This is a genomic window from Clostridium sp. CTA-6, from assembly GCF_054768115.1.
Genome location: NZ_BAAAAU010000005.1, coordinates 227,514 through 249,214 on the forward strand (window position 1 = coordinate 227,514; position 21,701 = coordinate 249,214).

Annotated in this window: 44 protein-coding genes; all 44 read left to right on the forward strand. The window is 29.9% G+C overall.

The window, feature by feature from the left end; translation table 11 throughout:
* The 44 genes from ACYUDJ_RS09815 (at position 1) to ACYUDJ_RS10030 (ending at position 21,682) form a co-directional block, all read left to right on the forward strand.
* Complete coding sequence (locus ACYUDJ_RS09815; protein WP_460289566.1) at positions 1-195, forward strand: hypothetical protein; 195 nt, start codon at positions 1-3, stop codon at positions 193-195.
* A 14-nt stretch (positions 196-209) separates the two neighbouring features.
* Complete coding sequence (locus tag ACYUDJ_RS09820; protein ID WP_460289567.1) at positions 210-725, forward strand: nitrate ABC transporter ATP-binding protein; 516 nt, start codon at positions 210-212, stop codon at positions 723-725.
* Positions 719-1,012: a hypothetical protein gene (locus ACYUDJ_RS09825; RefSeq protein WP_460289568.1), complete on the forward strand. Its 294-nt coding sequence runs from the start codon at positions 719-721 to the stop codon at positions 1,010-1,012. Before ACYUDJ_RS09820 ends, ACYUDJ_RS09825 begins: the two co-directional genes overlap by 7 nt.
* A gap of 18 nt (positions 1,013-1,030) precedes the next feature.
* On the forward strand, positions 1,031-1,249 hold the full coding sequence (locus tag ACYUDJ_RS09830; protein ID WP_460289569.1) for a hypothetical protein: 219 nt from the start codon (positions 1,031-1,033) through the stop codon (positions 1,247-1,249).
* A 25-nt stretch (positions 1,250-1,274) separates the two neighbouring features.
* A complete protein-coding gene (locus ACYUDJ_RS09835; RefSeq protein ID WP_460289570.1) occupies positions 1,275-1,484 on the forward strand; it encodes a hypothetical protein in 210 nt (69 codons plus the stop codon).
* On the forward strand, positions 1,485-1,631 hold the full coding sequence (locus tag ACYUDJ_RS09840) for a hypothetical protein (RefSeq protein ID WP_460289571.1): 147 nt from the start codon (positions 1,485-1,487) through the stop codon (positions 1,629-1,631). It abuts the gene before it with no gap.
* 116 nt (positions 1,632-1,747) lie between these two features.
* Positions 1,748-2,131 carry a hypothetical protein gene (locus ACYUDJ_RS09845; RefSeq protein ID WP_460289572.1) on the forward strand — a complete coding sequence of 128 codons (384 nt, stop codon included), beginning with the start codon at positions 1,748-1,750 and terminating at the stop codon, positions 2,129-2,131.
* Between the two features lie 12 nt (positions 2,132-2,143).
* Complete coding sequence (locus tag ACYUDJ_RS09850) at positions 2,144-2,302, forward strand: hypothetical protein (protein WP_460289573.1); 159 nt, start codon at positions 2,144-2,146, stop codon at positions 2,300-2,302.
* Positions 2,299-2,700, forward strand: coding sequence for a RusA family crossover junction endodeoxyribonuclease (locus tag ACYUDJ_RS09855; RefSeq protein WP_460289574.1), 402 nt, complete (start codon positions 2,299-2,301; stop codon positions 2,698-2,700). The genes ACYUDJ_RS09850 and ACYUDJ_RS09855 overlap by 4 nt, the downstream gene beginning before the upstream one ends.
* Positions 2,701-2,702: 2 nt before the next feature.
* Entirely contained in the window at positions 2,703-3,083 is a 381-nt protein-coding gene (locus tag ACYUDJ_RS09860; RefSeq protein WP_460289575.1) for a YopX family protein, read from the forward strand.
* Positions 3,084-3,410, forward strand: coding sequence for a hypothetical protein (locus tag ACYUDJ_RS09865; RefSeq protein WP_460289576.1), 327 nt, complete (start codon positions 3,084-3,086; stop codon positions 3,408-3,410).
* Between the two features lie 12 nt (positions 3,411-3,422).
* Positions 3,423-3,560 (forward strand): hypothetical protein, encoded by a 138-nt coding sequence (locus ACYUDJ_RS09870; RefSeq protein WP_163192032.1) that lies wholly within the window; start codon positions 3,423-3,425, stop codon positions 3,558-3,560.
* Between the two features lies 1 nt (position 3,561).
* Complete coding sequence (locus tag ACYUDJ_RS09875) at positions 3,562-3,702, forward strand: hypothetical protein (RefSeq protein WP_460289577.1); 141 nt, start codon at positions 3,562-3,564, stop codon at positions 3,700-3,702.
* Between the two features lie 15 nt (positions 3,703-3,717).
* Entirely contained in the window at positions 3,718-3,879 is a 162-nt protein-coding gene (locus ACYUDJ_RS09880; protein WP_460289578.1) for a hypothetical protein, read from the forward strand.
* Entirely contained in the window at positions 3,872-4,153 is a 282-nt protein-coding gene (locus ACYUDJ_RS09885) for a hypothetical protein (protein ID WP_127451924.1), read from the forward strand. Before ACYUDJ_RS09880 ends, ACYUDJ_RS09885 begins: the two co-directional genes overlap by 8 nt.
* Positions 4,154-4,164: 11 nt before the next feature.
* On the forward strand, positions 4,165-4,383 hold the full coding sequence (locus ACYUDJ_RS09890) for a hypothetical protein (protein WP_460289579.1): 219 nt from the start codon (positions 4,165-4,167) through the stop codon (positions 4,381-4,383).
* The gene (locus ACYUDJ_RS09895; RefSeq protein ID WP_460289580.1) at positions 4,384-4,620 is read left to right on the forward strand and encodes a hypothetical protein; all 237 of its coding nucleotides are present in this window, start codon (positions 4,384-4,386) and stop codon (positions 4,618-4,620) included.
* 29 nt (positions 4,621-4,649) lie between these two features.
* The gene (locus tag ACYUDJ_RS09900; RefSeq protein WP_460289581.1) at positions 4,650-5,183 is read left to right on the forward strand and encodes a hypothetical protein; all 534 of its coding nucleotides are present in this window, start codon (positions 4,650-4,652) and stop codon (positions 5,181-5,183) included.
* Positions 5,184-5,198: 15 nt separating this feature from the next.
* Positions 5,199-5,483: a hypothetical protein gene (locus tag ACYUDJ_RS09905; protein WP_460289582.1), complete on the forward strand. Its 285-nt coding sequence runs from the start codon at positions 5,199-5,201 to the stop codon at positions 5,481-5,483.
* A gap of 92 nt (positions 5,484-5,575) precedes the next feature.
* Positions 5,576-5,731: a hypothetical protein gene (locus ACYUDJ_RS09910; protein WP_459612310.1), complete on the forward strand. Its 156-nt coding sequence runs from the start codon at positions 5,576-5,578 to the stop codon at positions 5,729-5,731.
* Positions 5,731-6,168, forward strand: coding sequence for a hypothetical protein (locus tag ACYUDJ_RS09915; RefSeq protein WP_460289583.1), 438 nt, complete (start codon positions 5,731-5,733; stop codon positions 6,166-6,168). Before ACYUDJ_RS09910 ends, ACYUDJ_RS09915 begins: the two co-directional genes overlap by 1 nt.
* A gap of 2 nt (positions 6,169-6,170) precedes the next feature.
* A complete protein-coding gene (locus ACYUDJ_RS09920; RefSeq protein ID WP_163201445.1) occupies positions 6,171-6,392 on the forward strand; it encodes a hypothetical protein in 222 nt (73 codons plus the stop codon).
* A 69-nt stretch (positions 6,393-6,461) separates the two neighbouring features.
* Positions 6,462-6,947, forward strand: a complete 486-nt coding sequence (locus ACYUDJ_RS09925) for a sigma-70 RNA polymerase sigma factor region 4 domain-containing protein (protein ID WP_205608239.1) — start codon at positions 6,462-6,464, stop codon at positions 6,945-6,947.
* 140 nt (positions 6,948-7,087) lie between these two features.
* On the forward strand, positions 7,088-7,240 hold the full coding sequence (locus ACYUDJ_RS09930) for a hypothetical protein (protein WP_163201446.1): 153 nt from the start codon (positions 7,088-7,090) through the stop codon (positions 7,238-7,240).
* 486 nt (positions 7,241-7,726) lie between these two features.
* Entirely contained in the window at positions 7,727-7,891 is a 165-nt protein-coding gene (locus ACYUDJ_RS09935) for a hypothetical protein (RefSeq protein WP_163201447.1), read from the forward strand.
* A 13-nt stretch (positions 7,892-7,904) separates the two neighbouring features.
* Positions 7,905-8,342 carry a hypothetical protein gene (locus ACYUDJ_RS09940; protein ID WP_460289584.1) on the forward strand — a complete coding sequence of 146 codons (438 nt, stop codon included), beginning with the start codon at positions 7,905-7,907 and terminating at the stop codon, positions 8,340-8,342.
* Between the two features lie 10 nt (positions 8,343-8,352).
* Entirely contained in the window at positions 8,353-8,637 is a 285-nt protein-coding gene (locus ACYUDJ_RS09945; protein WP_460289585.1) for a hypothetical protein, read from the forward strand.
* A gap of 13 nt (positions 8,638-8,650) precedes the next feature.
* Complete coding sequence (locus ACYUDJ_RS09950; RefSeq protein WP_460289586.1) at positions 8,651-8,890, forward strand: hypothetical protein; 240 nt, start codon at positions 8,651-8,653, stop codon at positions 8,888-8,890.
* Position 8,891: 1 nt separating this feature from the next.
* On the forward strand, positions 8,892-9,035 hold the full coding sequence (locus ACYUDJ_RS09955; RefSeq protein ID WP_460289587.1) for a hypothetical protein: 144 nt from the start codon (positions 8,892-8,894) through the stop codon (positions 9,033-9,035).
* A gap of 238 nt (positions 9,036-9,273) precedes the next feature.
* Positions 9,274-9,726: a phage terminase small subunit P27 family gene (locus ACYUDJ_RS09960; protein ID WP_460289588.1), complete on the forward strand. Its 453-nt coding sequence runs from the start codon at positions 9,274-9,276 to the stop codon at positions 9,724-9,726.
* Positions 9,727-9,737: 11 nt separating this feature from the next.
* On the forward strand, positions 9,738-11,462 hold the full coding sequence (locus tag ACYUDJ_RS09965) for a terminase large subunit (RefSeq protein WP_460289589.1): 1,725 nt from the start codon (positions 9,738-9,740) through the stop codon (positions 11,460-11,462).
* A gap of 188 nt (positions 11,463-11,650) precedes the next feature.
* Complete coding sequence (locus ACYUDJ_RS09970; RefSeq protein WP_460289590.1) at positions 11,651-12,886, forward strand: phage portal protein; 1,236 nt, start codon at positions 11,651-11,653, stop codon at positions 12,884-12,886.
* Positions 12,886-13,629 (forward strand): head maturation protease, ClpP-related, encoded by a 744-nt coding sequence (locus ACYUDJ_RS09975; RefSeq protein ID WP_460289591.1) that lies wholly within the window; start codon positions 12,886-12,888, stop codon positions 13,627-13,629. The genes ACYUDJ_RS09970 and ACYUDJ_RS09975 overlap by 1 nt, the downstream gene beginning before the upstream one ends.
* Entirely contained in the window at positions 13,629-14,843 is a 1,215-nt protein-coding gene (locus tag ACYUDJ_RS09980) for a phage major capsid protein (RefSeq protein ID WP_460289592.1), read from the forward strand. The genes ACYUDJ_RS09975 and ACYUDJ_RS09980 overlap by 1 nt, the downstream gene beginning before the upstream one ends.
* 25 nt (positions 14,844-14,868) lie before the next feature.
* Complete coding sequence (locus ACYUDJ_RS09985; protein ID WP_460289593.1) at positions 14,869-15,165, forward strand: head-tail connector protein; 297 nt, start codon at positions 14,869-14,871, stop codon at positions 15,163-15,165.
* Between the two features lie 74 nt (positions 15,166-15,239).
* Positions 15,240-15,575 carry a phage head completion protein gene (locus ACYUDJ_RS09990; RefSeq protein ID WP_460289594.1) on the forward strand — a complete coding sequence of 112 codons (336 nt, stop codon included), beginning with the start codon at positions 15,240-15,242 and terminating at the stop codon, positions 15,573-15,575.
* A 9-nt stretch (positions 15,576-15,584) separates the two neighbouring features.
* Positions 15,585-15,791, forward strand: coding sequence for a hypothetical protein (locus ACYUDJ_RS09995; protein ID WP_460289595.1), 207 nt, complete (start codon positions 15,585-15,587; stop codon positions 15,789-15,791).
* Between the two features lie 2 nt (positions 15,792-15,793).
* Positions 15,794-16,207, forward strand: coding sequence for an HK97 gp10 family phage protein (locus tag ACYUDJ_RS10000; protein WP_460289596.1), 414 nt, complete (start codon positions 15,794-15,796; stop codon positions 16,205-16,207).
* 58 nt (positions 16,208-16,265) lie between these two features.
* On the forward strand, positions 16,266-16,691 hold the full coding sequence (locus ACYUDJ_RS10005; protein ID WP_460289597.1) for a hypothetical protein: 426 nt from the start codon (positions 16,266-16,268) through the stop codon (positions 16,689-16,691).
* Between the two features lie 62 nt (positions 16,692-16,753).
* Positions 16,754-17,185: a phage tail terminator family protein gene (locus ACYUDJ_RS10010; RefSeq protein WP_460289615.1), complete on the forward strand. Its 432-nt coding sequence runs from the start codon at positions 16,754-16,756 to the stop codon at positions 17,183-17,185.
* Between the two features lie 2 nt (positions 17,186-17,187).
* A complete protein-coding gene (locus tag ACYUDJ_RS10015) occupies positions 17,188-18,276 on the forward strand; it encodes a phage tail sheath C-terminal domain-containing protein (protein ID WP_460289598.1) in 1,089 nt (362 codons plus the stop codon).
* A 10-nt stretch (positions 18,277-18,286) separates the two neighbouring features.
* On the forward strand, positions 18,287-18,709 hold the full coding sequence (locus tag ACYUDJ_RS10020; RefSeq protein ID WP_460289599.1) for a phage tail tube protein: 423 nt from the start codon (positions 18,287-18,289) through the stop codon (positions 18,707-18,709).
* An 11-nt stretch (positions 18,710-18,720) separates the two neighbouring features.
* Complete coding sequence (locus ACYUDJ_RS10025) at positions 18,721-19,137, forward strand: hypothetical protein (RefSeq protein WP_460289600.1); 417 nt, start codon at positions 18,721-18,723, stop codon at positions 19,135-19,137.
* A 223-nt stretch (positions 19,138-19,360) separates the two neighbouring features.
* Entirely contained in the window at positions 19,361-21,682 is a 2,322-nt protein-coding gene (locus tag ACYUDJ_RS10030; RefSeq protein ID WP_460289601.1) for a phage tail protein, read from the forward strand.
* The last annotated feature ends 19 nt before the right edge of the window (positions 21,683-21,701 follow it).

A 21,701-nucleotide genomic window follows, 5' to 3' on the forward strand; every position in this document is an offset into this window, starting at 1 on the left:
ATGAATAATATGACAGATGGCAAGAAAGATGGATTAGCATTAGTTTATGTAAAAGATGCTGTAGCTTATCCAGTAGCTTTGAGTAAAGAACAATTAGAAATGCTGGATATAACTATAGGAATGTGTTTAAGTGATGGTATGAAAGTTATTGGAGATAAGCCTATAGGAAAGATTATTAATTTATTTGAGAAATAAGGGGTGATAAGAATATGACTGATATAAAATTATTTGAAAGATGGGTTAAAAATGCTTTAAAAAACAAGTTTGTATTCATGCCATATAAAAATTTTTTCGTGGTAGTAGATGGATATACAGGATTTAAGATACCTAATAAACTTAGTAGTTATAAAAAAATAATAAAAAAACAAACCTTCCAAAATTTAAAAAGAGGATTTGTTATTAGAGATGGTGAGATAGATAAATGGGACAATTTAGATATATTAGAATGGTTTGATATATCTAATAAAGTAAAAGCTGAAATATTGCCTCTTTCATATGAGGATGGGTATTATAAAATGCAAATATTTAAAACAAAGGATGAACTTATATTTGTAGATAAACAGTTATTAAAAAATGTAAATGTCGGGAACTATGAAATCTATGCTGAAAGTCCAGAAAAACAAGTTATATTTTATTCTGAAAATATAACCTATATAACACTACCAATTAGAATGAATGGGTTTAGATATACTATAAAAGAAAATGAGGAGGAAGAATTGTGTTAAATAAAGAGCAAATAGAACAATGCAGAAGGATAGTTAAATGCAATGGAGTAACATTGCAGAAGTTTGTAGCTATAGAAGAATTAGCAGAGTTACAGCAAGCTATTAGCAAGTATCAAAGGGAACAGGTTATTTTTAATATAGATAATATAACAGAAGAAATGGCGGACGTTTATATTATATTGGAAGAACTAAAATATATATGTGCTATATATGATGATGAAATTAAAAAGCAAATAGAATACAAGATAAAAAGAGAATTAAAAAGAATAGAGGACAAAAATTCGTAATTAGGAGTGATTATAAAAATGATGAAAGCAACACCAAAATTTAATGAAGAATTTGGAAAATGGGTAATTGATATTGAAACAGAAGATGGAGAAGTAATTCCAGTAGGGCATACAATAGAAGAGTTTATCGGGTTATTTAAAATATGTAAATGGGATAATAAAGAACAGGCTGAGGAATGGCTTAAAGCAAGACCAGATATATTAACTTTAGTAGAAAAAAATATTAAGAAAGAATAAACATAATTTATAAAAGGAGATAAATATGTGCAAACATTGTGAAGGTATATTTGGAAAAGATATTTTTATAAAAGAAAGTCCGAGTTATAAAGAAACACAACCTAATAAAGCACAAATAGTTCAATTGGAAAATGATAAACCAGGAATAGTATTATTCAAAAATTCCCTTGCACAAGGGTATTTTGATATAGAATATTGTCCTAAGTGTGGTAGAAAGTTGTTGGGAGAGATATAAATGTTATACAAAGAGGATTTTATAAATTTAAAATTGTTATCGGAAAATATTGAGATTTATGCTGAATTGAATGAAAAAGATACTGTAAAAGAATTAATAAAAGAAATGAGAGAGCAGTTAAATATAATTGAAGAATTTTGTAACTAATTAACAATTATTTAATTTTTAATATAAAGATTAAGTACCTATAGGTATAATCTACACACTTTTATACCTATAGTGTACTAGAGTAATAAAACGGTAATACAGAAAGAAGGAAGTATATGAAACAAATAAAGCATTGTGAAGTATGTGGTACAAGCTACGGGGTGGAGTTGCACCATATAATCTATAGATCGGAATGCAAGCCACTAGAAAAGTGCAAATATAATTTTGCTTACTTATGCGGACAACACCATAAAGGGGACTATGGACCACATGGGAAATACGGAGAAAAGTTTAATAGGCAATTAAAGTTAGGTTTCCAAAACTGGCTAGAAAATATATTTACAAAAGAATATTACACATTAGAAGAAATACAAAAAGAACTAAATATAAGTTCAAATGCCATAAGAAGTTTAAGTAAATTAATGTATCCAGTACAAGGGATTAAATATAAAAAAGAGGATATTATAAGAGTTTGCATGGGAGGTAAAAAAGTTATATAAGGGGGTATAAAGTTGAGTAATAAAGAAAGAGCAGAGAAAACTTATATATTGCTGCAGCAGAGGAAAAGAGATAGAGAAACAAAAATAGAAAATGATTACATGGGGTGCGTAATACACAACATGGATAGGGTGTTAAAAAAGAATTATGGAAGGAAAGTAAAACAGATATGAAGATAGTTATAGATGGAAAGCCAATGGGAAAGCAAAGACCAAGATTTAATAGTAAGACAGGACACACATACACACCCGATAAGACAGTTAACTATGAGAATTGGGTAAAACTATGTTGGCAAGAGCAAACAAAAAGAGAGAAGCTTACAGGGGCAATTAAAGCAGATATAAAAGTTTTTTATCCAATCCCCAAAGCTACAAATAAAAAGAAAAAAATTGAAATGTTATGCGGTGTAATAAGACCAACAAAAAAGCCAGATGTAGACAATATAGCTAAGATTATTTTAGACAGTTTAAATGGCTTGGCATACGATGATGACAAACAAGTAATAACTTGCTATATAAGTAAATGGTATGGTGAAAATCCTAGAGTAGAAGTTATTTTAGAGGAGGATTAAAAGTGAGAGAGATTAAATTTAGAGCTTTTAGAAAATATCCTGATCCAGAAATGCTGTATTTTACATTAGAGGATATTATCTTCCTTAGAAAACCAATTGATATTATACAGGAGTATGAAGGTATAAGAGAAACTTTTATGCAATACACAGATTTAAAAGACAGAAATGGGAAAGAAATTTACGAGGGCGATATATTACACATAGAAATAAGTAATAATGGCAAAGTGATAGCAAGTGATAATGAAGTCGTAGAGTATAAAGATTATAAGTTTGGTGTTGTTTGGGGATGGCATAGGGATTTTATAGGATTAAATGGATTTTATAATGCGACTTTTGAAGTTATAGGAAATATATATAAGAACCGCGAGTTAGCAGGTGATTAAATGGAACTACAGAAACTAACCAAAGCTATATGGGATACAAGTAGAAGAATAGAAGACGGTGTTAATACTTTAGCTAAGAAAGCGAAAGAGTATGCAGAAGCTGAAAAGGAATATAGGTTAGCTTTAGGTAAAGAAATTTTAATACTAAGAGACCAGAAAGTACAAGCTACTTTGATACCAGATATAGCACGAGGGAATACGGCAGAATTAAAGTTTAGAAGGGATTTAGCAGAAGCAACTTATAAGACTTGTAAGGAAATGTTGCAAGGATTACAAGCAGAATTGAGTGGTTACCAGAGCATTTTAAGAATCCAGCAAGATATTTAAGGGGTGTTAAGTATGGAAATGGGGGTTCTAAAAGCACAGACTAAAAAGTATAGAGATTTTAAAGAAAAGGTAAGGTTAACAAAGAAATATGAGAAAAATTATTATATAGAAGATATAAACGGTTGGTTAATGTTAATAAGGAGGGGATAAGGTGGAACGCGTTAAAAATGAGATTGTAGAAGATTTTAGAGAGATTAGTTATTTAGTAGAAGTATTATTCGACTTAACAGATAATAAACGTGTAAATAAAAGGTTAAAAGAAATTAAAAAAATAACAAATAAATATAGATAAAAGGAAGTGAAATCAATGATTTGCGGTATATTGTGTAGTATAATTATAGTAGTGATTACAATAGTTTTAGCAGTTATAAATGTAAAGAAAGAACCTAGGATAATTTGCAATTATGATTGTAAATATTGTAAGGAAAAAGATGTGTGCGGTATAAGGAGGAAGGATGAAAATGTATAAATTAAATTTAAGTGAAATGACTATAGATGATATAGATAAAAGGGAAATAGTTTGCCTAGTGGATACTAGACGACCAGATTTATTTGAAAGTAAAGTTAATACAATGCTAGATAAAGCGAATACATTAGAAGAAATTAAAGAAAATAATTTAAATTGGAATTTTATAAAAAGAATATTAGAGGTTAGGAGATTTGATTCAAACAAAGAATTGGAATATATAGAGAAAGAGTATAAAAAAATATTAGTGTTACAACAGATTTTAAATAAACTATAAAAGGAGGAAACATGAAAATTTGGAATAAAATATCCGATTATGTTTGGACAGGATTTAATATTAATTTTATAGTTTTAGTTGTTAAAATTAGATTCGCTATAACAAAAATATATAGTTGGAAAGTAAGTATATTTACAGATTTAATATGTTTTATCTTGATAGGGATAGCATTTAGATTTTTAGTGAAACAGTTAATAAAGATAACTTATGAAGTAAATGAGGGTGATTAAATGAAATTTTATATTATGTCAGTGATGTATGATGATTTATGCGAAATGGGAATATATAGAGATATATTAAAAAAATATAATCTAAAAAAGGAAAATGGCATAGCTGTAATATGTTTAAAAGAAATAAGTGAATTGATAGAATTACAACAAGAATTACAAGAAGAAATAATAGTAAGTAAACGTTGGGAAGAAGATAAATATTTTACATTACAAATATATGATGATTATAGAGAATAATATTTATAAACTGGTTAGGGAGGCGTTAAATGAATAAAGAAACCTTTAAAAAGACAGAAAGAATGTTAAAAAGATATTATTATAATTTAAGGAATATAGAATCATTAAGAAATACTTGTAATAGATTAGAAAGACAAAAAGAAGAAATAACAAGAGACATAAAAGAAACCAATATAAGCTTACCATTAGAATCCATATCTATTAGCTACAGCGATAAAGTACAAACTTCAAACCAATCCAGTTATTGTGATCGTGCAATAGAACATGAAATTACCAAACTTATAAATGAACGAAAAATGATAATTAAAAGGATACTAAAAAATAAAGCAAAAATTAGGCAAATTGAAAATGAAATAGAACCAATAAGAGATAAGATAAATAGATTATTAAAATTATCTCAGTCTCCAGAAGAAATTGAAATGTTTATAGAATTAAAATATAAAAAACATAAGACTATTCCTTGCATAGCCGCGATTATGTATGGTGGGGCGAAAGCAACAGCTTATAGAAGAAATAAAGAAATATTGGAGAGTATAAATCAATTTGATAAAGTTATTAGTTAGATTAAGGGGGATTATATGGGAGCTTTTATATCTACACAACCAAATGGGTTATATTGTAGATTTTCTACAGTAGTAGACTGCCCTACACATTACAACATGACGCGAGAAGAATATATAAGCAATGTAACTGGAACAGTTAAAGATAAAAAAGATGGGGAAGATACATTAAGGAATTTTTTAATGCCCTTTAGTGAAGTTAAGAATAGATTTAAACCTATAAATATGACTGAAGAAGAGTTTGATAAATTAGTAAAAATAATGAGCGAAAAGCCTAAATTTAAAGGGTTTAAAACTACGTAATTCAATCAAGTACAACAAAATAGGTGTAGAAACAAAACTTCTACACCTAAACTGTACTAGAGTGTTAGAAAAGTAATACATGGAGGTTTAGTATGTTTAAAAAGATGTTAGACAATTTATACTGGTGGTTTTGTGAATCCTCTACCATAGATAGATTAGAAAGTTGGTTAGTAAACAATAGGTTTGAAACATTAAGTAAATTAGGAATTAAATTATGGAATTATAGAATGGGAGGAGATTTTTTATAATGGATATAAATAAAATAGATTATGATAGAGAATATAATATTTTAGAAATTATGGAGTTTCCGGAAGATAGGGAATTTATAGATGATATAGGGCTAAAAGTAAAATTTGAAAATGGATGTTTAGAATCATGGTCAAACACAGGTCGTAAGTGGGTTGGGTGCAAGATAACTAAGAATTGGTTAAATACTAAATTTAAATTAGTTAAAAAAGATAAGAAAGTAAATTTTGAAGAAGCTGTTAAAGCTTATGAAAAGGGTAAAACAGTAAAATGTATTTTAAATAATGAAATTTATTTTTATTATGGTAGTTATGCACCAAAAGATATCAGAAATTATGGAGAATATTTTATTAAATATAATGAAAATGCAGAGGATAATTCAGATTTTCCAACAACAGGTGAAATATTAAGAGGTGAATGGTATATAAAGGAGGATTAAGTATGAAGATATGGGACGTTTTAAAAGAAGAAAATCTCAATAAATCTTATAAGATTATTGATAATCATACGTTTAGAAGATATTTAAATGGTTGTATAGTAAAAGTTGATAAAAGCTTTAAGGGTTTTATCGGTTTGTTCAATGATTCAGGAATGGCTGTACAAATATTATCAACAAATTTGCTTTATTTAGATTTTGAAGAAGTTATAAAGGAGGAATATTAAATGGTACAAAGATTTAGTGTTTAAGGGGGAATAAAAATAGATAAAGATTTATTTAGGCAAACAGAGAGAATGTTATACAACTATTTTAAAAAAGAAGAAATAATAAAATATAAAAAAGATGTAATAGAAGTGTTGAAAGATAGAATAGAACAGTTAGAAGAAAGAATAAAAGATACAAATGTAAATATAGATCATGATTTACAAGCTGTACCATGTGGAGAGCGAGTACAAACATCCAATACAGGTGTAAGTTATGCAGAAAGAGCCATAGTGCAAGCTATAGATAGATTAATAAGAGAACAGGCAGATAAGAAAAAAGAAATACTTAATTTAGAAGAAGATATAAGTAATATAGAAAAAGATAGTAAAGCAATAGAATTTAATATAAGAATGTTAAATGAAGAAGATAAAGAATTTATATGGCTAAAATATAAAAAGAAATTAGGAATAGAACAAATATCGGATGAACTAAATATGAGTAGAGCAACAGGATATAAAAAAAGAGAAAAGATAATAAAAGAAATAATACATTGGAATGAAGTTATAAAAAAGTAGACAAAAAGTAGACAAAGTGTAGACAAATAAAGATTTTGAATGTGTTATAATAGTAGTATAGAAAAAGGATTTTATCGTACAAGGGCAACTGCAAAGCATCCATTAATTTGGGTGCTTCCTATTTTGTAGAGGAGAATAATATGTTAAAATTATTATTAGTAGTTAGTACTATAAATGTTGTGTTAAACATAATAGGGTATTGGATGGCAAAAAATAAGATAGAGAAAATAAGCAATATAACTACAAGTATATGTTGGATAATTACGGGAACATTAGCTTTTATATTTATATAAATAATCTGATTTACCATGTGTAAAAACAGAAGAATATACCTTATTAAATTGAAGCATTAGGTTTATATCTAGTACATGGGTGAATAAGGTATATGTGGGGCTTGTTTAGGTGGGCGATAGAGCAGTGGCGGAATAGGTAGACGCTGATAAACCCATTACGCAAACAAAGGGTGAAAAACAAAGTTTGTATGTAAGGTGCAAATCCTTACCAGCTCTAATAAAGTGTGAGCTATCCACAGTGCAAAAATCTAAGCTGATAACTTAGTAACTGGAAAAGAACTGCCGTTAAAAGGGAACGATAGCAATAATTCTTAGCTTATCACTAAGGGTTAAAATAAAAAAATACAATATACTGTGTAATGTACTAAAAGGCACTTAGATTAATTTCTAGGTGTCTTTTTACTTACCTAAAATAGTTTAGGAGATTATATTCATATGGACACTGTAATGGTGTCCTTTTTATTTTGCTTAAAGGGAGGAATTAAATTGAAAATAATAGCGTGGATAGGATTAGTAATAAGCATACTTAATGTATTATTAAGTATAGTAAATACAGTGGCAGGAAAGAAAACAGCTTATAGAATAATAAATTTTATAGGGATAATGCTGTATGTACCAATTGTATATTTCTATTGTGTATATATCTTTTAAAAGGAGTATATAAATGTTATTTAAGTTATGCCCTTACTGTGGTATTAAAGTGCCATATAATCAAGAGGATTGTATAAACAAATGTAAAGAGAAAAGAAATAAGAAAAGAAACAAAGAGTATGATCTATATAATAGGGATAAAGAAAGCACAAAGATATATAGGGATAAGCAATGGGGAAAGTTAACACAGCAATGTAAGAGTAGATTTAATGGGTTAGATATATATCAACTATATAAGTATAACAAGATAGTTAAAGGCGAGTTATCTCATCATATAAAAGAAGTTAAGGAAGATAAGAACAGAGTATATGACATAAGTAATTTAATATATGTTAGCAATAAAAGTCATGCGGAAATACATACAGCTTATAAGAAAAGTAAAGAGGATAAGTTAGCTATGCAAGCTTATTTATTTAAGATAGTACAAAGATATAAGGAAGAATATAAATAGAGGTGATTAGATGTTTAAAAGTTCAAATGTTAAAACAGTTACACCAGCTACAAGACCGCGACCAGACCCACCAGGAACAGAATATTTGTTAACAAAAGATAAAGTGAAAGAAATATACATAAAAGAGTGCATAGCTTATATAAACAAAGAGATAAGAGAAGCGTGTAATAATGGAGAAACAAATGTCAACTTAGATGCTAAAAGATTAAACACATTTGGTTTAATAGAACAATTAATGAAAGAGTATGACATTATCTACAATGATAATAGAGTGCTTACTATTAAGATAATATAAAGGGGTGAGAACAGTGGAATATGACCAAAGATATAACCAAGCATTAGGTTATATGATAGACCTGTACACAGATAACCATATAGTAGATTGTATAACAGTAGAACAGTTTAAAGAACTATTCGATATGTTTATAGATAGTAGAAAGGATATAGACAATATACTGTATAACAATAATACTATATCAGATAAGGTGGCAGAAGATATATGTAATAGTATAAGAGTAACACTAAGTAATATAAAGGAGTATTGTTAATATGAAAGTAGAGATAGTAAGTAATGGTATGGCTACAAGTGTTAAGATAGATGGCGAAGAACAGAAGCTTGTTAGGTCTATTAAGTTTGAACACAATGCAAAAGAAGTAGCGACGCTTGATGTTAGCTACTTTGTAAGCGAATAGTTATAGGTTATGCATAGTAATGTTCGTTACATGTGAGTACATTGTATAAGAATTAAAATATAAATACTCGAGAAAATTTGAAGAAATATTAATTATTTTAAATTATTTTTTATTTTTATTCGCCATTTAAAAGGGTAGGGGTATGAAAAAAAGTTTTAACCTTTACCGTTGTGACCGCATCCCCTCTATTCTGTAGAAAAAACTCCCTAAATGAAATCTTTGAAAGGAGGTAAGAAGAATGGCAAGACCAAGACAGCCAACAGATTTGGTAATGCTAAAAGGTAAAAAACATTTAAGTAAAAAAGAAATAGAAGAAAGAAAAAATAGTGAAGTGCAAGCTCCAGCAGATAAAATTGACCCGCCTTCTTATCTGCCTAGTAATCTAAAAAAAGAATTCAATAGAATAGCTAAAGAACTTATAAGTATAGAAATTATAAGTAATTTAGATTGTGAAGCGTTAGCAAGGTTTATAGTTTCGGAATATAACTATCAAAAGGTTACTAAAAAATTATTAAAAACTGGTATCGATAATGAAAAATATATAGATTTATTATTAATGCAAGAAAAATTATTTAAAATGTGCAGGCAAAGTGCGAGTGACTTAGGGTTAACTATTTCTAGTAGATGTAAATTGGTCGTTCCAAAATCCAAGGAAGAAAAACCTAAAAATAAGTTCTCTAAGTTTATGTGAGGTGATTCTATGTGATAGATAGGGTTACCAAGTATGCTAAAGATGTAGTTGAAGGTAGAACAATTGCTGGAAAGTATGTTAAATTAGCATGTCAAAGGCACTTAGATGATTTAGAAAAATCTAAATTAGCAGTATATAAATATGAATTCGATATAGAAAAATCACTTAAAATATTATATTTTTCTGAAACCCTTACAATTGCAGAGGGCGAAGAGGAAACTCCAGTTAAACTTGAAGGATTCCAAGATTTTATTTTAGGTAGTATTAATGGATGGGTTACTAAAGGAACTAGATATAGAAGGTTTAGAAATTCATATGTTCAATTAGGCAGACAGAATGGTAAATCATTTCTAAACGGAATACTTGCAACATTTTATGGCAATTTTGATGGGTACAAATATGGACAAATATATTGTACTGCCACAAAGATGGAGCAAGCTAAAATAGTATTCAAGGAAATAATGAAGTTTATAGAAGCTGATGGTGATTTATCAGAATTATTTAAAATAAAAGAATATGAAAGCACAATAGACTGCTTAGTTACTAATTCAACTATAAAGGCATTAGGGAAAGATACAAAGTCTATTGATGGATTTAGACCGCTCTTAGGAATTGTAGATGAATATCACGCTCATAAAGATAATCAGATGTATAAGCTTCTTGAAGGTGGCACAAGAAAAATGAAACAATGTTTAATTTCTGTTATTACTACTGCTGGGTTTAATCTTAATGGACCATGCTTTAAGCTTTGGGAATACTGCAAAAACATTTTAGAAGGTATATTCACAAATGATAAGCAGTTCATTTATATTGCCCAAATGGATGAAGAAGATGATATTTGGGACTCAGAGAACTGGATTAAAGCTAATCCTTTAGTTTGCAAAGATAAAGAGGATTTAGAAAACCTTATTGCTGTAGGCATATCTGCTAAAGATATGGGCGGGAGCGATTTAAGAGACTTTCTAACTAAAGCTTTAAATATTTGGTACAAGTTTAGTGATAATCAGTATTTAAACATAGAAAAATGGAAAAAATGTGCTTCTGATTTAACTTTAGAGGATTTTAGAGGTATGGAATGTGGCTTAGGATTGGACCTTTCAAGTGGGGGAGATTTAACAAGTGGAGTATTAGAATTCCCTTTCTTGGAGAATGGGGAAACATCTTATTTCTTTCATCAACACAGTTTTATGCCTAAAATGAGGTTGAAGGAACACATAGAAACTGACAATGCTCCTTATGATGTTTGGGCAAATGAAAACAAATTAATAACACTTACCGAAACACTTGGAGGGATAAAAACAGACTATAAATACATCATAAACTATTATAAAAAACTTATAGAAAAATATGATTTGAAATTAAAATTCATAGCTTATGATCCACACAATGCAGATACATTTTTAAGTGATTTAGAAGAGTTTGGAGTAGATTGTATTGAAATAACACAAAGTGCAAAAAGTTTGAATAGCCCAACAGAAGATTTTAAATTAAGTGTTGATAGTGGGCAAATAAAATACAATAAGAAAGATAGCTTATTTAGATTTTGTGGTGCTAATGCAGTAACAACAAAGAATAGTTTTGAAGAAATAAAAATAGATAAAGAACATAGAACAGAAAGAATAGACCCGATAGATGCTGCTATAGATGTTCATAAAATTATAATAAGTAATAAAGATAAACCAATAGATATAAATAAATATGCTAAAAAAGATTTTTTAAATAAGCTTTGGGGTTGATAAAATGAATAGATTAAGGCAAATTCTTTATGAATACATAGAGGATTTTTTTATTTTTATAGGATTAATTTTAATAATTATAACTACATTCTTGATTAATTTTTATATAGGAATGTATGTTCTATCTATTATTTTTATAATATTAGGAATTTATTTCGCTAAGAATCCTCTAAAAAGGAGGTGATTAAGTGTTATTTAGAAGAAATACGGCCAATACAATGTCGGATGAGATAAGTTTAGATGATAAAAAGATTTTAGAATGGCTTGGAATTAATATAGAAGATATAAATGTGCAAGGTAAAAATAGCTTAAAACAAGCTACTGTATTTGGATGCTTAAGAGTTCTTTCAGATACAGTTAGTAAATTACCTATTAAAATATATAAAAAGACAGATGGAATTAAAAAAGTAACAGATCATTATTTAGGACCATTGCTAAAATTAAGACCTAATCCTCATATGAGTGCATCAGATTTTTGGAAATGTGTTGAAGTTCAAAGGAATATATATGGCAATGCTTATGTTGCCTTGAATTGCAATGGGAGAGGACAAGTTACAGGTTTATATCCATTGGATAGTAGCAAAATGAAAATTTATGTTGATGATGTAGGGCTTTTAAATTCAAGCAATAAAATATGGTACATTTATACTGACAATTTAGGGCATCAGCATAAATTTATGCCAGATGAATTACTACACTTTAAAGGGTTAACTACTGATGGAATAGTTGGACTAAGTGTTATAGATCAATTAAAACATTTAATTCAAAATGGTAAAAATTCAGAAGAATATATAAATAAATTTTTTAAAAATGGGCTTCAAGTTAAAGGATTGGTCCAATATGTGGGCGACTTAAATTCTAAAGCAGAGCAAACTTTTATAGAAAATTTCGAGAGAATGTCTAGTGGTTTAAAAAATGCTCATAGGATTGCTATGTTACCGTTGGGCTATCAATTTCAACCAATTTCACAAAGTTTAGTTGATGCCCAATTCTTAGAAAATAGTCAGCTTACTATAAGGCAGATAGCTGCTATGTTTGGTGTTAAAATGCACCAGATCAATGATTTAGATAGTGCAACTCATACAAATATAACAGAACAACAAAAAGGGTTTTATATAGATACTTTACAAAGCATCTTGACTATGTATGAACAGGAATTAATATATAAACTATTTTTGAATACAGAGATAAGACGAGGTTATTATATTAAATTTAATGTAGATGCAATATTAAGGGCAAACCTTGAAACAAGATATAATGCATATAGAGTTGCTATACAAAGTGGTTTTAAAACTCCTAATGAAGTAAGAGAATTGGAGGAGGATGAAGCAAAGGAGGGAGGGGATGAATTAATTTGCAATGGCAATATGCAATGTTTAAAGGATATAGGAGCTTATTATAAAAATAAAGGTGGTGATAAATAGTGGCAAAGGCAAACATAAAGGGACCTATTATAAGCAGTGATGAAAAATGGGTTTATGATTGGTTTGGAATTGAAGCTACTTGTGCAGCAGATATTGAAAAAGCAATTAATGATGCTAATGGTGAAGAATTAGAAATAATGGTAAATAGCCCAGGTGGTTACGTTGATGTTGGCTCCGAAATATATACTTTACTAAAAGATTACAAAGGAACTGTTACTGTAAAGATAGTTGGAATGGCAGCAAGTGCAGCAAGTGTTGCAGCTATGGGGGGAGATATAATTAAAATTTCTCCAACAGGAAGACTTATGGTACATAATGCTTCTGGAATAATACAAGGTGATTATAGAGATATGGACCATGGTTCGGAGATGTTAAAGGAGTGCAATAAATCCATTGCCAATGCATACTTACTTAAAACTGGCATGGAGAGAGAAGAATTATTGGAATTAATGAATAAAGAAACATTTATGGATGCTCAAAAAGCAAAAGAACTTAGGTTTGTGGATGAAGTAATGTTTGACACAAATAACAAACTAACTAATAGCTATGGAAATACAGGAATGTTGCCTAAAGATGTTATTGAAAAAATTAGAAATAGTATTGATATTCCAAACAGTACAGGTAATGAAAATAATACTAATAACCTAGATGATAAAGAGTTAAATAATTTAAAAAATAAACTAGCTTTCAAAAATAAAAATGTGGCTAGTTTTTTATTTTGCAATGAAAGGAATGATTATTAATGAGTAAAGAATTAAGAGAATTATTAAATTTATTAGAACAAAAGAACAAAGCTATGGGTGAATTATTAAATAAAGAAGGAGTTACAAAAGGAGAACTAGAGAATATTTCTAATGAAATTGATGTTTTGCAAGTTAAGATTGAAGCACAAAAGAAAAAAGATAATATAGATAATAGTTTAAATGATGAAGGAAAAGGAACACCATTAATTACAGATACAAATGATAAAATTGTCTATAATGGTTCTCTATTTACTAAAGCAGTTGCGAATAGTTTATTAAAACAAAGAGGGCTACAAGGATTAGATTTAACCGAAGAACAGCAAAATAAAATTTCTGAAAATGTAAATGAAGATGGTGGTTTTGCAGTCCCAGAGGATATACAGACTAAAATTAACACTAGATTAAAAGATATAACAGATTTATTTAATTTAGTGGGTAGTGAGAAGGTATTTACTAGAAAAGGCCAGAGAACTTATGAAAAGAGAGCAGACCAAACACCGCTTACTAATTTAGATGAATATGGAACTATACAAGAAGTGGACAATCCGAAATTAGAGAGAATGTCTTTTGATCTGCATGATTTTGCTGGATTGATGACAATACCTAACGACTTATTAAAATTTGCTGGAAAAGAATTGGAAAATTTCTTGATAAATTGGTTGGTTGATAAGGTTAGAATTACTAGAAATATAAAGATTTTATATGGAACTGGTACAAACAAAGATGCACAAGGGATAATGACATCTACAAAATATAAAGAAGTAACATTACCAGCTACCGCAGGCTTAAAGGACTTTAAGAAATGTAAAAATGTAGAATTGTTAAATGTATTTAAACCAACTGCTAAATGGACAGTTAATCAAGATGGATTTAATTATTTAGATAGCTTAGAAGATAAACAAGGGAGACCTTATTTACAACCAGATCCAAAACAACCAACACAATATTTATTTCTAGGTCTTCCAGTTGTGGAACTTTTAAATACAACACTTAAAACAGAAGAGGACAATATGCCTATATTGCTAGGAGATTTAAATGAAGCATATAAATATTTTTATGATGATAATTACGAATTGCTAACTACTAATATAGGGGCAGGGGCGTTTGAAACTAACACTACTAAAGCTAGAGTTATAACTCGTTTAGATGGTGGAGAAAAAGACACAGACGCTATTATAAAAATTAAATTAGCATTACCTACTGCAGGAGCTTAATTGCTCCTGTTTAAGGAGGGGTTAAATGATACTAACATTAAATGAAACGAAAAATTATCTTAGGATTGATTATAATGATGAAGATATTGTTTTGCAGCTATGCATAGACAATGCTGAAGAATATATACGAGACGCTATAGACGATTTTGATAATAAAATACAAATAGAAAGATTCCAGAGAAAAGCTAAACTGTTAGCAATGATGCTTGTACAAGATATGTTTGATAATAGAGAGTTAATGGCAAAAGATAATGAAAAATATAAATACATAGCTAAATCTTTAATAATGCAAATGAACCTCAATTCATACGAAAATGTTTGAAAATAGAATTAACAAAACATATAAAAGTAAGGATGAGCAAAAAGTATTTTTAAAATTTTTAACAGAGGTGGGATATGGGGACAAAGGAATATAACACCCTATTAGAACTATGGGGGATGATTGACAAAACGAATGAATTAGATGAAACAACAAAGGAACCAGGCAAAATAAAAGATGTTTGGTGCAAAGTTATACCTATAAGTGGAAGTACTAGCACTATACCAAATACAGATATAGAACTTGCTACTGTAACACATAAAATAAGGTGTAGAAAATTAAGCATAAAAGAGCCACAAAAGGATATGTACTTTAAAGATAAGGAAGGAAATAAGCACGAGGTACAATATTTTCAAAGAGATTTTAAAGAAAATAAATTTATAGAGTTTATGACAAAAATATTATATGAATAGAGGTGCTAAATGGATTTTGAATTAAGAGAATGGGAGAAAAGTCAACTCGTAGAAAAGTACGAGGAGTTAAAAGCAGAGCATGAAGGAATTAAGCGACAACTAGAAGAAGCTAACGAATTAATAGATCAATTACATAAAGTGAAGTCACAATGTTTTGAAAAGATGCAATGTATAAGAAAAATACTACTAGAAAAATATAATTATCCAGTGGTGTAACTATGGCCAATGGATTTGATACTACACAATTAGATAAGTTTAGTAAACAGCTATTAAATACAGCCAAAAATGAATATCCTAAGAAAACCAAAGCATTTTTAAGGAAAGAAGCTAAGAAGTTAAATAAAAGCAATAAAAGTACATTCACTTCTAAAGGCATAGGAGAAGAAAGCGGGAACTTAAAAAAAGGCTTTAAGACTGGTAAACTATATAAGTATAAAGGCAAAGAATTAGCTATAAGAGCCTATAATAGTTCTCCGCACGCACATCTGCTTAATAATGGGTGGATGCATAAAGCTAAAAATGGGAACGAGAAATTCATTCCTGGATTTCATTTTATAGAAGAATCTGCACAATCATTTAATAATGAATATTATACAGATGTAGACGAATTTTTAGATACACTATTTGAATAATGAAGAAAATATTCCTTAAAAATATAAAATATGTTATTCTATTTTTGGGGGTGTTTTTATGCAAATGTTTGAAGTAAGAAAAGATATAAACCAAATAAGTGGTAATTATGCTGGGAATTATCCCAATGTCACCTGTAGCGGTATGTTGAAGCTAAAGATAGATAAGGATAAACTAATATTTAAACAACTTTGGAAAACATACCATAAATTAGATTTAAAAAACATATCAGATGTACAGCTAAAGACAGAAGAAGAAATAAGCAAAGATGTAACATTAACAAGGCTTTTAGTTTTTGGGATATTTGCCTTAGGATTAAAGAAAAAAAGAATCCAAGAAAGATATTTTATTATAATATCTACAGAGGAAGAAGGATTTAAAAACGACTTTGTAATGGAAATAGATAGTGCTAAAGGGTTAGGGTTAACAATGGCTCAAGGCTTTGTTAAAACCCTAAGGAAAGAAGTAATAAAATATAGAGATTAAGAACATGTATAACATGTTCTTTTTTATTTTGGAGGGGATTATAGATTGTAACATTAAAAGAAATAAATAAAGCTATAGTACAACAAGTAAAAGAAGGTTTAAAAGATACAAGTTATAAAGATATACAATTTTCATCTACAGATATAAGAGAAAAGATAACAAGACCTTCTTTTTATGTAGATTTTGCAGAAAATAGAACAGGATTATTAAATGGAGAAGCCGAACAACGAAATTTTGACGTTAGGCTTTTTTATTTTGCAAAAATTCAATTAACCAATAAGATTGAATTACTGGAAATGCAAGATCTATTAAGTCTTATATTCCAAAATGGGATTAAAGTTTATAACGATTATTACATAGCTGTAAATGAGTGTGAATTTGATTCTAGGGGTGAAGAAGGTTTGTTAATAACAACATTGGCTGATTTGTATAGTCTAAGCGAAAAAGAACAAACCGGAGAACCTTTGGAAGAATTAGAAATGGAAGGGTGGTAAATATGGCTAATACATTGCCAAATATAAATATTTTATTTAAACAAAGAGCAGCAACTTTTACCCAAAGAGGTGGAGTTGCTATTTTAATTTTAAAAGATGATACAGATAAAAATTTTAATACAGCAGAGTATAAAACATTAACGGATTTGGAGCTAGATGAAGCTAAATATACGCCAACCAACTTACAGTATATAAAAGATGCTTTACTAGGAAAACCAAGTAAAGTTGTAGTCGTAAGGGTAGATGCAGAAAAAGAAGTTACAGATGCTTTAGACATAGTTAAAAATTTATATTCAGCTGGGTGGATAAGCTTAGTAAGTGATGCTAAGGCTGATTATGATGCTTTAGCTAGTTGGACAAAAACCAGAAGAGATACAGGCAAAAAGACTTTTAAATCTGTGGTGTATGATCCAACTACACCGCCAGACCATGAAGGGATTCTAGTGTTAGGGAATACAAAAGTAATATTCAAAGACAATGCTAGGGGACAAAAAGACGGGTATGAGTTTTTACCTACTTTATTAGGTTACATTGCTTCAGCTGGAACAGATGTTGGAACTACATATATGGCTATGGAAAATTTAAAATACGTTACAGAGCCAGACAACGTTAATGCAACTATACAAGAAGGTAAACTTGTATTAATAAATGATGAGAATGTAGTGAAAATAGGTCTAGGGGTTAATAGCTTAACTACATTTACCGCGGATAAAACAGAAGATTTTAGTTTGATTGAAGTAATAGAAGCTAAGGACTTAATTGTAGATGATATAAGAAACATATTCAAAAATAGTTATCTAGGCAAATACAAAAACAAACTAGACAATCAAATGCTTTTTGTAGGGGCTGTAAATACTTATTTCAAATCATTAGCCGATAGAGATATTTTGGATAGTGAATTTGAAAACACAAGTTATATAAATGTAGAAGCACAAAGAGCGGCATGGGTAGCTGATGGCAAAACAGAAGCCAAAAATTGGGATGACGCAACAGTAAAAAGAAATACATTTAAAAGAAAATTATTTTTAGCTGGGAATATAAAAGTTTTAACTTCCATGACAGACATTGAGTTCCCAATAACAATGGAATAGGGGGTATCTTATGAATAAAGGTAATGAAGTTATAAGTGGAAACGAGGGGCGTATTTGGGTTAACACAGAGTTATGGGCTAATCTAACAAGTATAGAAGCTAAGTGTAGTTTAGAAACAGAGGACATACGTTTTGTTGGGGATCCAAATAAGTATGTAAAAATAACAGGAAATAATATAGAGGGTACTCTAACAATTAAGAAAATAGATTCAAGGGCGCAAAAGCTTTTGGCAGAGGGATTTAGAACATTAAATATGCCAGACATAAACATAGTTATATCCACTGCAACGGTAAATAATAGAGCAGTGGAAAGGCTAAAATTAGAGGATGTAGTTTTTACCGAACTACAATTAGCGAAGCTAGAAGCGGGGGCAATGATAGAAGAAGAATTGCCTTTTACAGCTAGTTCATTTGAATATTTAGAATTAATTTAGGGGGAAAATGTATGAATAAGGTAAAAAAGATAGGGTTGGAAGATTTTATTAAAAAGGCAACTGATAAATATAATAAAAGAAAGAAAATTGCAGAAATAGAAGTAGAAGGGTTTGGGTTACTAACATTTAAAAGACCTACAGATGCGGAACTTTTAGAGTTTAAAAGTGTTTTAGCAAACAGTGTAAATGTAAGTAAGGATGAAAATATAACAAAAATAGATTATAGTAATATGTTGCAAGCAAGTAAGGAATTACTGTACAATACTTGCGAATTTTTACATAGTCCAGAATTAATAACAGCAGTAGAAGCGGCCGAACCATTTGACGTTCCTGTCAAAGTGTTCGGAATAGATGAAACAATTAATTTAGCACAAAAAGTGAATGAAGAATTTGAAGACAAAGAGATAAGCAAAAAAGTAAAAAACTAATAAAAGAAGGTAGTGGTAAAAAGGCGCGATATGGGGAACTGTATTGGGTCTCTTATTTTGTTTGCAGAGGTCAGCGCCTTGACTACCTTCTTAATTTAGATGGACTTGAGAGAGAGTTTTTTATCGAAAGTATGAAGAATGAGATAAATGAACAAATAGAATATGATAACCAAAAGTTGCAAGCTATATTTGGTAAGAAATAAATAAGAAAGGAGGTATGTGTATGGCATCTAAAACAATTGGTGTCGTTCTCTCCTTAAGAGACCAAATGAGCAGCGGATTACTTAAAGTAAATAAAAATATAGAAGGAATAACAAAAGAAGCAAAAAGAGCATCCCAACAGGTGGCTTCTTTTGCCCAGAAATCCAAAGATAGTTTTGAAAAAATTGGAGATAAAGCAATAAAAACTGGTGCAGTTATAGCCGGTGCTTTAGGCGGTATGGCCTTGAAAACTGGTATCGGCGAAGGAATGAACATGGAAGGGTTTAGAACTCAATTGTTAACTGCGACCAAGGATGCGAAAAAGGCCGCGAAAATTATGAAGTGGTCGGTGGAGCTTGCCAATGCAACACCATTCGAAACGGGTGAAGTTGTAGAAGGAAGTGCACGTTTAGAAGCTATGGGACTTTCTGCACAAAAGAATTTAGGCATTATTGGAGATATGGCAGGGGCGACGAATAAACCACTTTTACAGGCTGTAGAAGCCTTTATAGATGCTCAAACCGGAGAATTGGAAAGATTAAAAGAGTTTGGAATCAAAAAAGCGGATATAGCTAAAAAAAGTAACGAAATGTTTAGAAACCAAGAAGTTATAAATAATAAAGGCCAAATAGTAGATCAAGAAAAGTTTAACCAGGCCTTACTAGCAATAATGAATGAACGTTATAAGGGCGGAGCTGAAATGCTTGCACAAACAGCTAAAGGTATGTGGAGTACAGTTACAGGAATTGTTAAAAATAGTTTAGCTAAAATAGTAGGGCTAACTGATGAAGGAACTATAAAACAAGGCTCCATAATGGAAAAGCTAAAGGGAAAAATAAAAGAAGTAGCTGATACACTACAAAAATGGCAAAGTGATGGGACTATGGATGCAATAGCTAATAAAGCAAGCGAGGTTTTTACAAAGGTTTATGATGTTGTTAGTAAGGTTATAACTTTTATAGTAGAGCATAAAGATGCAATAGCAAATGTAGCTATTGTGTTTGCATCTTTTTATATAGCTATTAAAATTTTTAAGGTTCTACAAGTAGTTATATTTGGAGTGCAAATTGCAGTGGGCTTATTAAATGGTTCTCTAATGCTTACACCAGTAGGCTGGGTTATGGTTGCTATAACTGCAATAATAGCAATAGGATTATTACTATGGAAAAACTGGGATAAAATAAAACAAGCAGCACAAAGCTTATGGGATAAGATAAAAACAGTGTTTACAGGAATATGGACAACAATAACAACAGTTTTTACAAATATCTGGACTACAATTTCTACAGTAGCCACAAATATATGGACAGGGATAGTTAATATCTTTACAAATATATGGACAACAATAACAACAATTTTTACAGCTATCTGGACTACAATTTCTACAGTGCTTACAAGCATATGGACTACTATAGTTACTGTATTTACAACTATATGGAATGTTATTGTTACAATACTTACACCTATCGGATTGTTTATAGAGGCAGTATTTAAAGGAATATTAGCTGTAATAATACTTGTAGGAGCATGGATATTTAACTCAATAGTTACAGCGTGGACTAATATATGGAGCGTGATACAGCCTATATTAATGGCTATATGGAATGCCATAACAACAGTATGGACAGCTATTTGGACTACTATAACAACAATAGCAATGGCTATTTGGAACACCATAACAACAGTATGGAATACTATTGCCGGTGTTGTATCCGGTGTAATGTCAGCTATCTGGGGTGTTATTAGTTCTGTATGGAGTGCCATTTATGGAACTGTAAGTGGAATTATGTCCTCAATTTGGAGCACTATAACTAGTATATGGAACAACATAACAAGTACAATAAGCGGTGTTGTTAGCAATATAGCTAGCACAATAAGCAGTGGCTTTAACGCTTTAATTGGAATATGTTCTAATATATTCAATAATATAAAAAATACTGTAATGGGAATTTTCCAAGGTATATGGCAGGGAATTAAAGATATTATAAATGGTGGAATAGGTATGCTAAATAATTTTATCGGTGGAGTTAATAATGTTATTAGTAAAGCCAATAAAGTTCCGGGAGTTAATATAGGTGCTGTATCGGAAATACCTAAATTCGCAAAAGGAACTCAATACTCTCCAGCGGGCATGGCCCTAGTGAATGAAGAAGGTGGAGAATTAAGAAGACTATCTTCTGGAGAAACAATAATTCCAGCGGATAAATCAAGACAGATCATGAACGGAGCTTCAAGCCCTACATTTAATATATATATAACCGGAAATATCGGAACAGAAGAATTTTTCGACCAAGCAGGACAACATATAATATCGCAAGTTAGATTAGCAATGCAAAATATGTAAAGGTGTAGTTTTATAACTA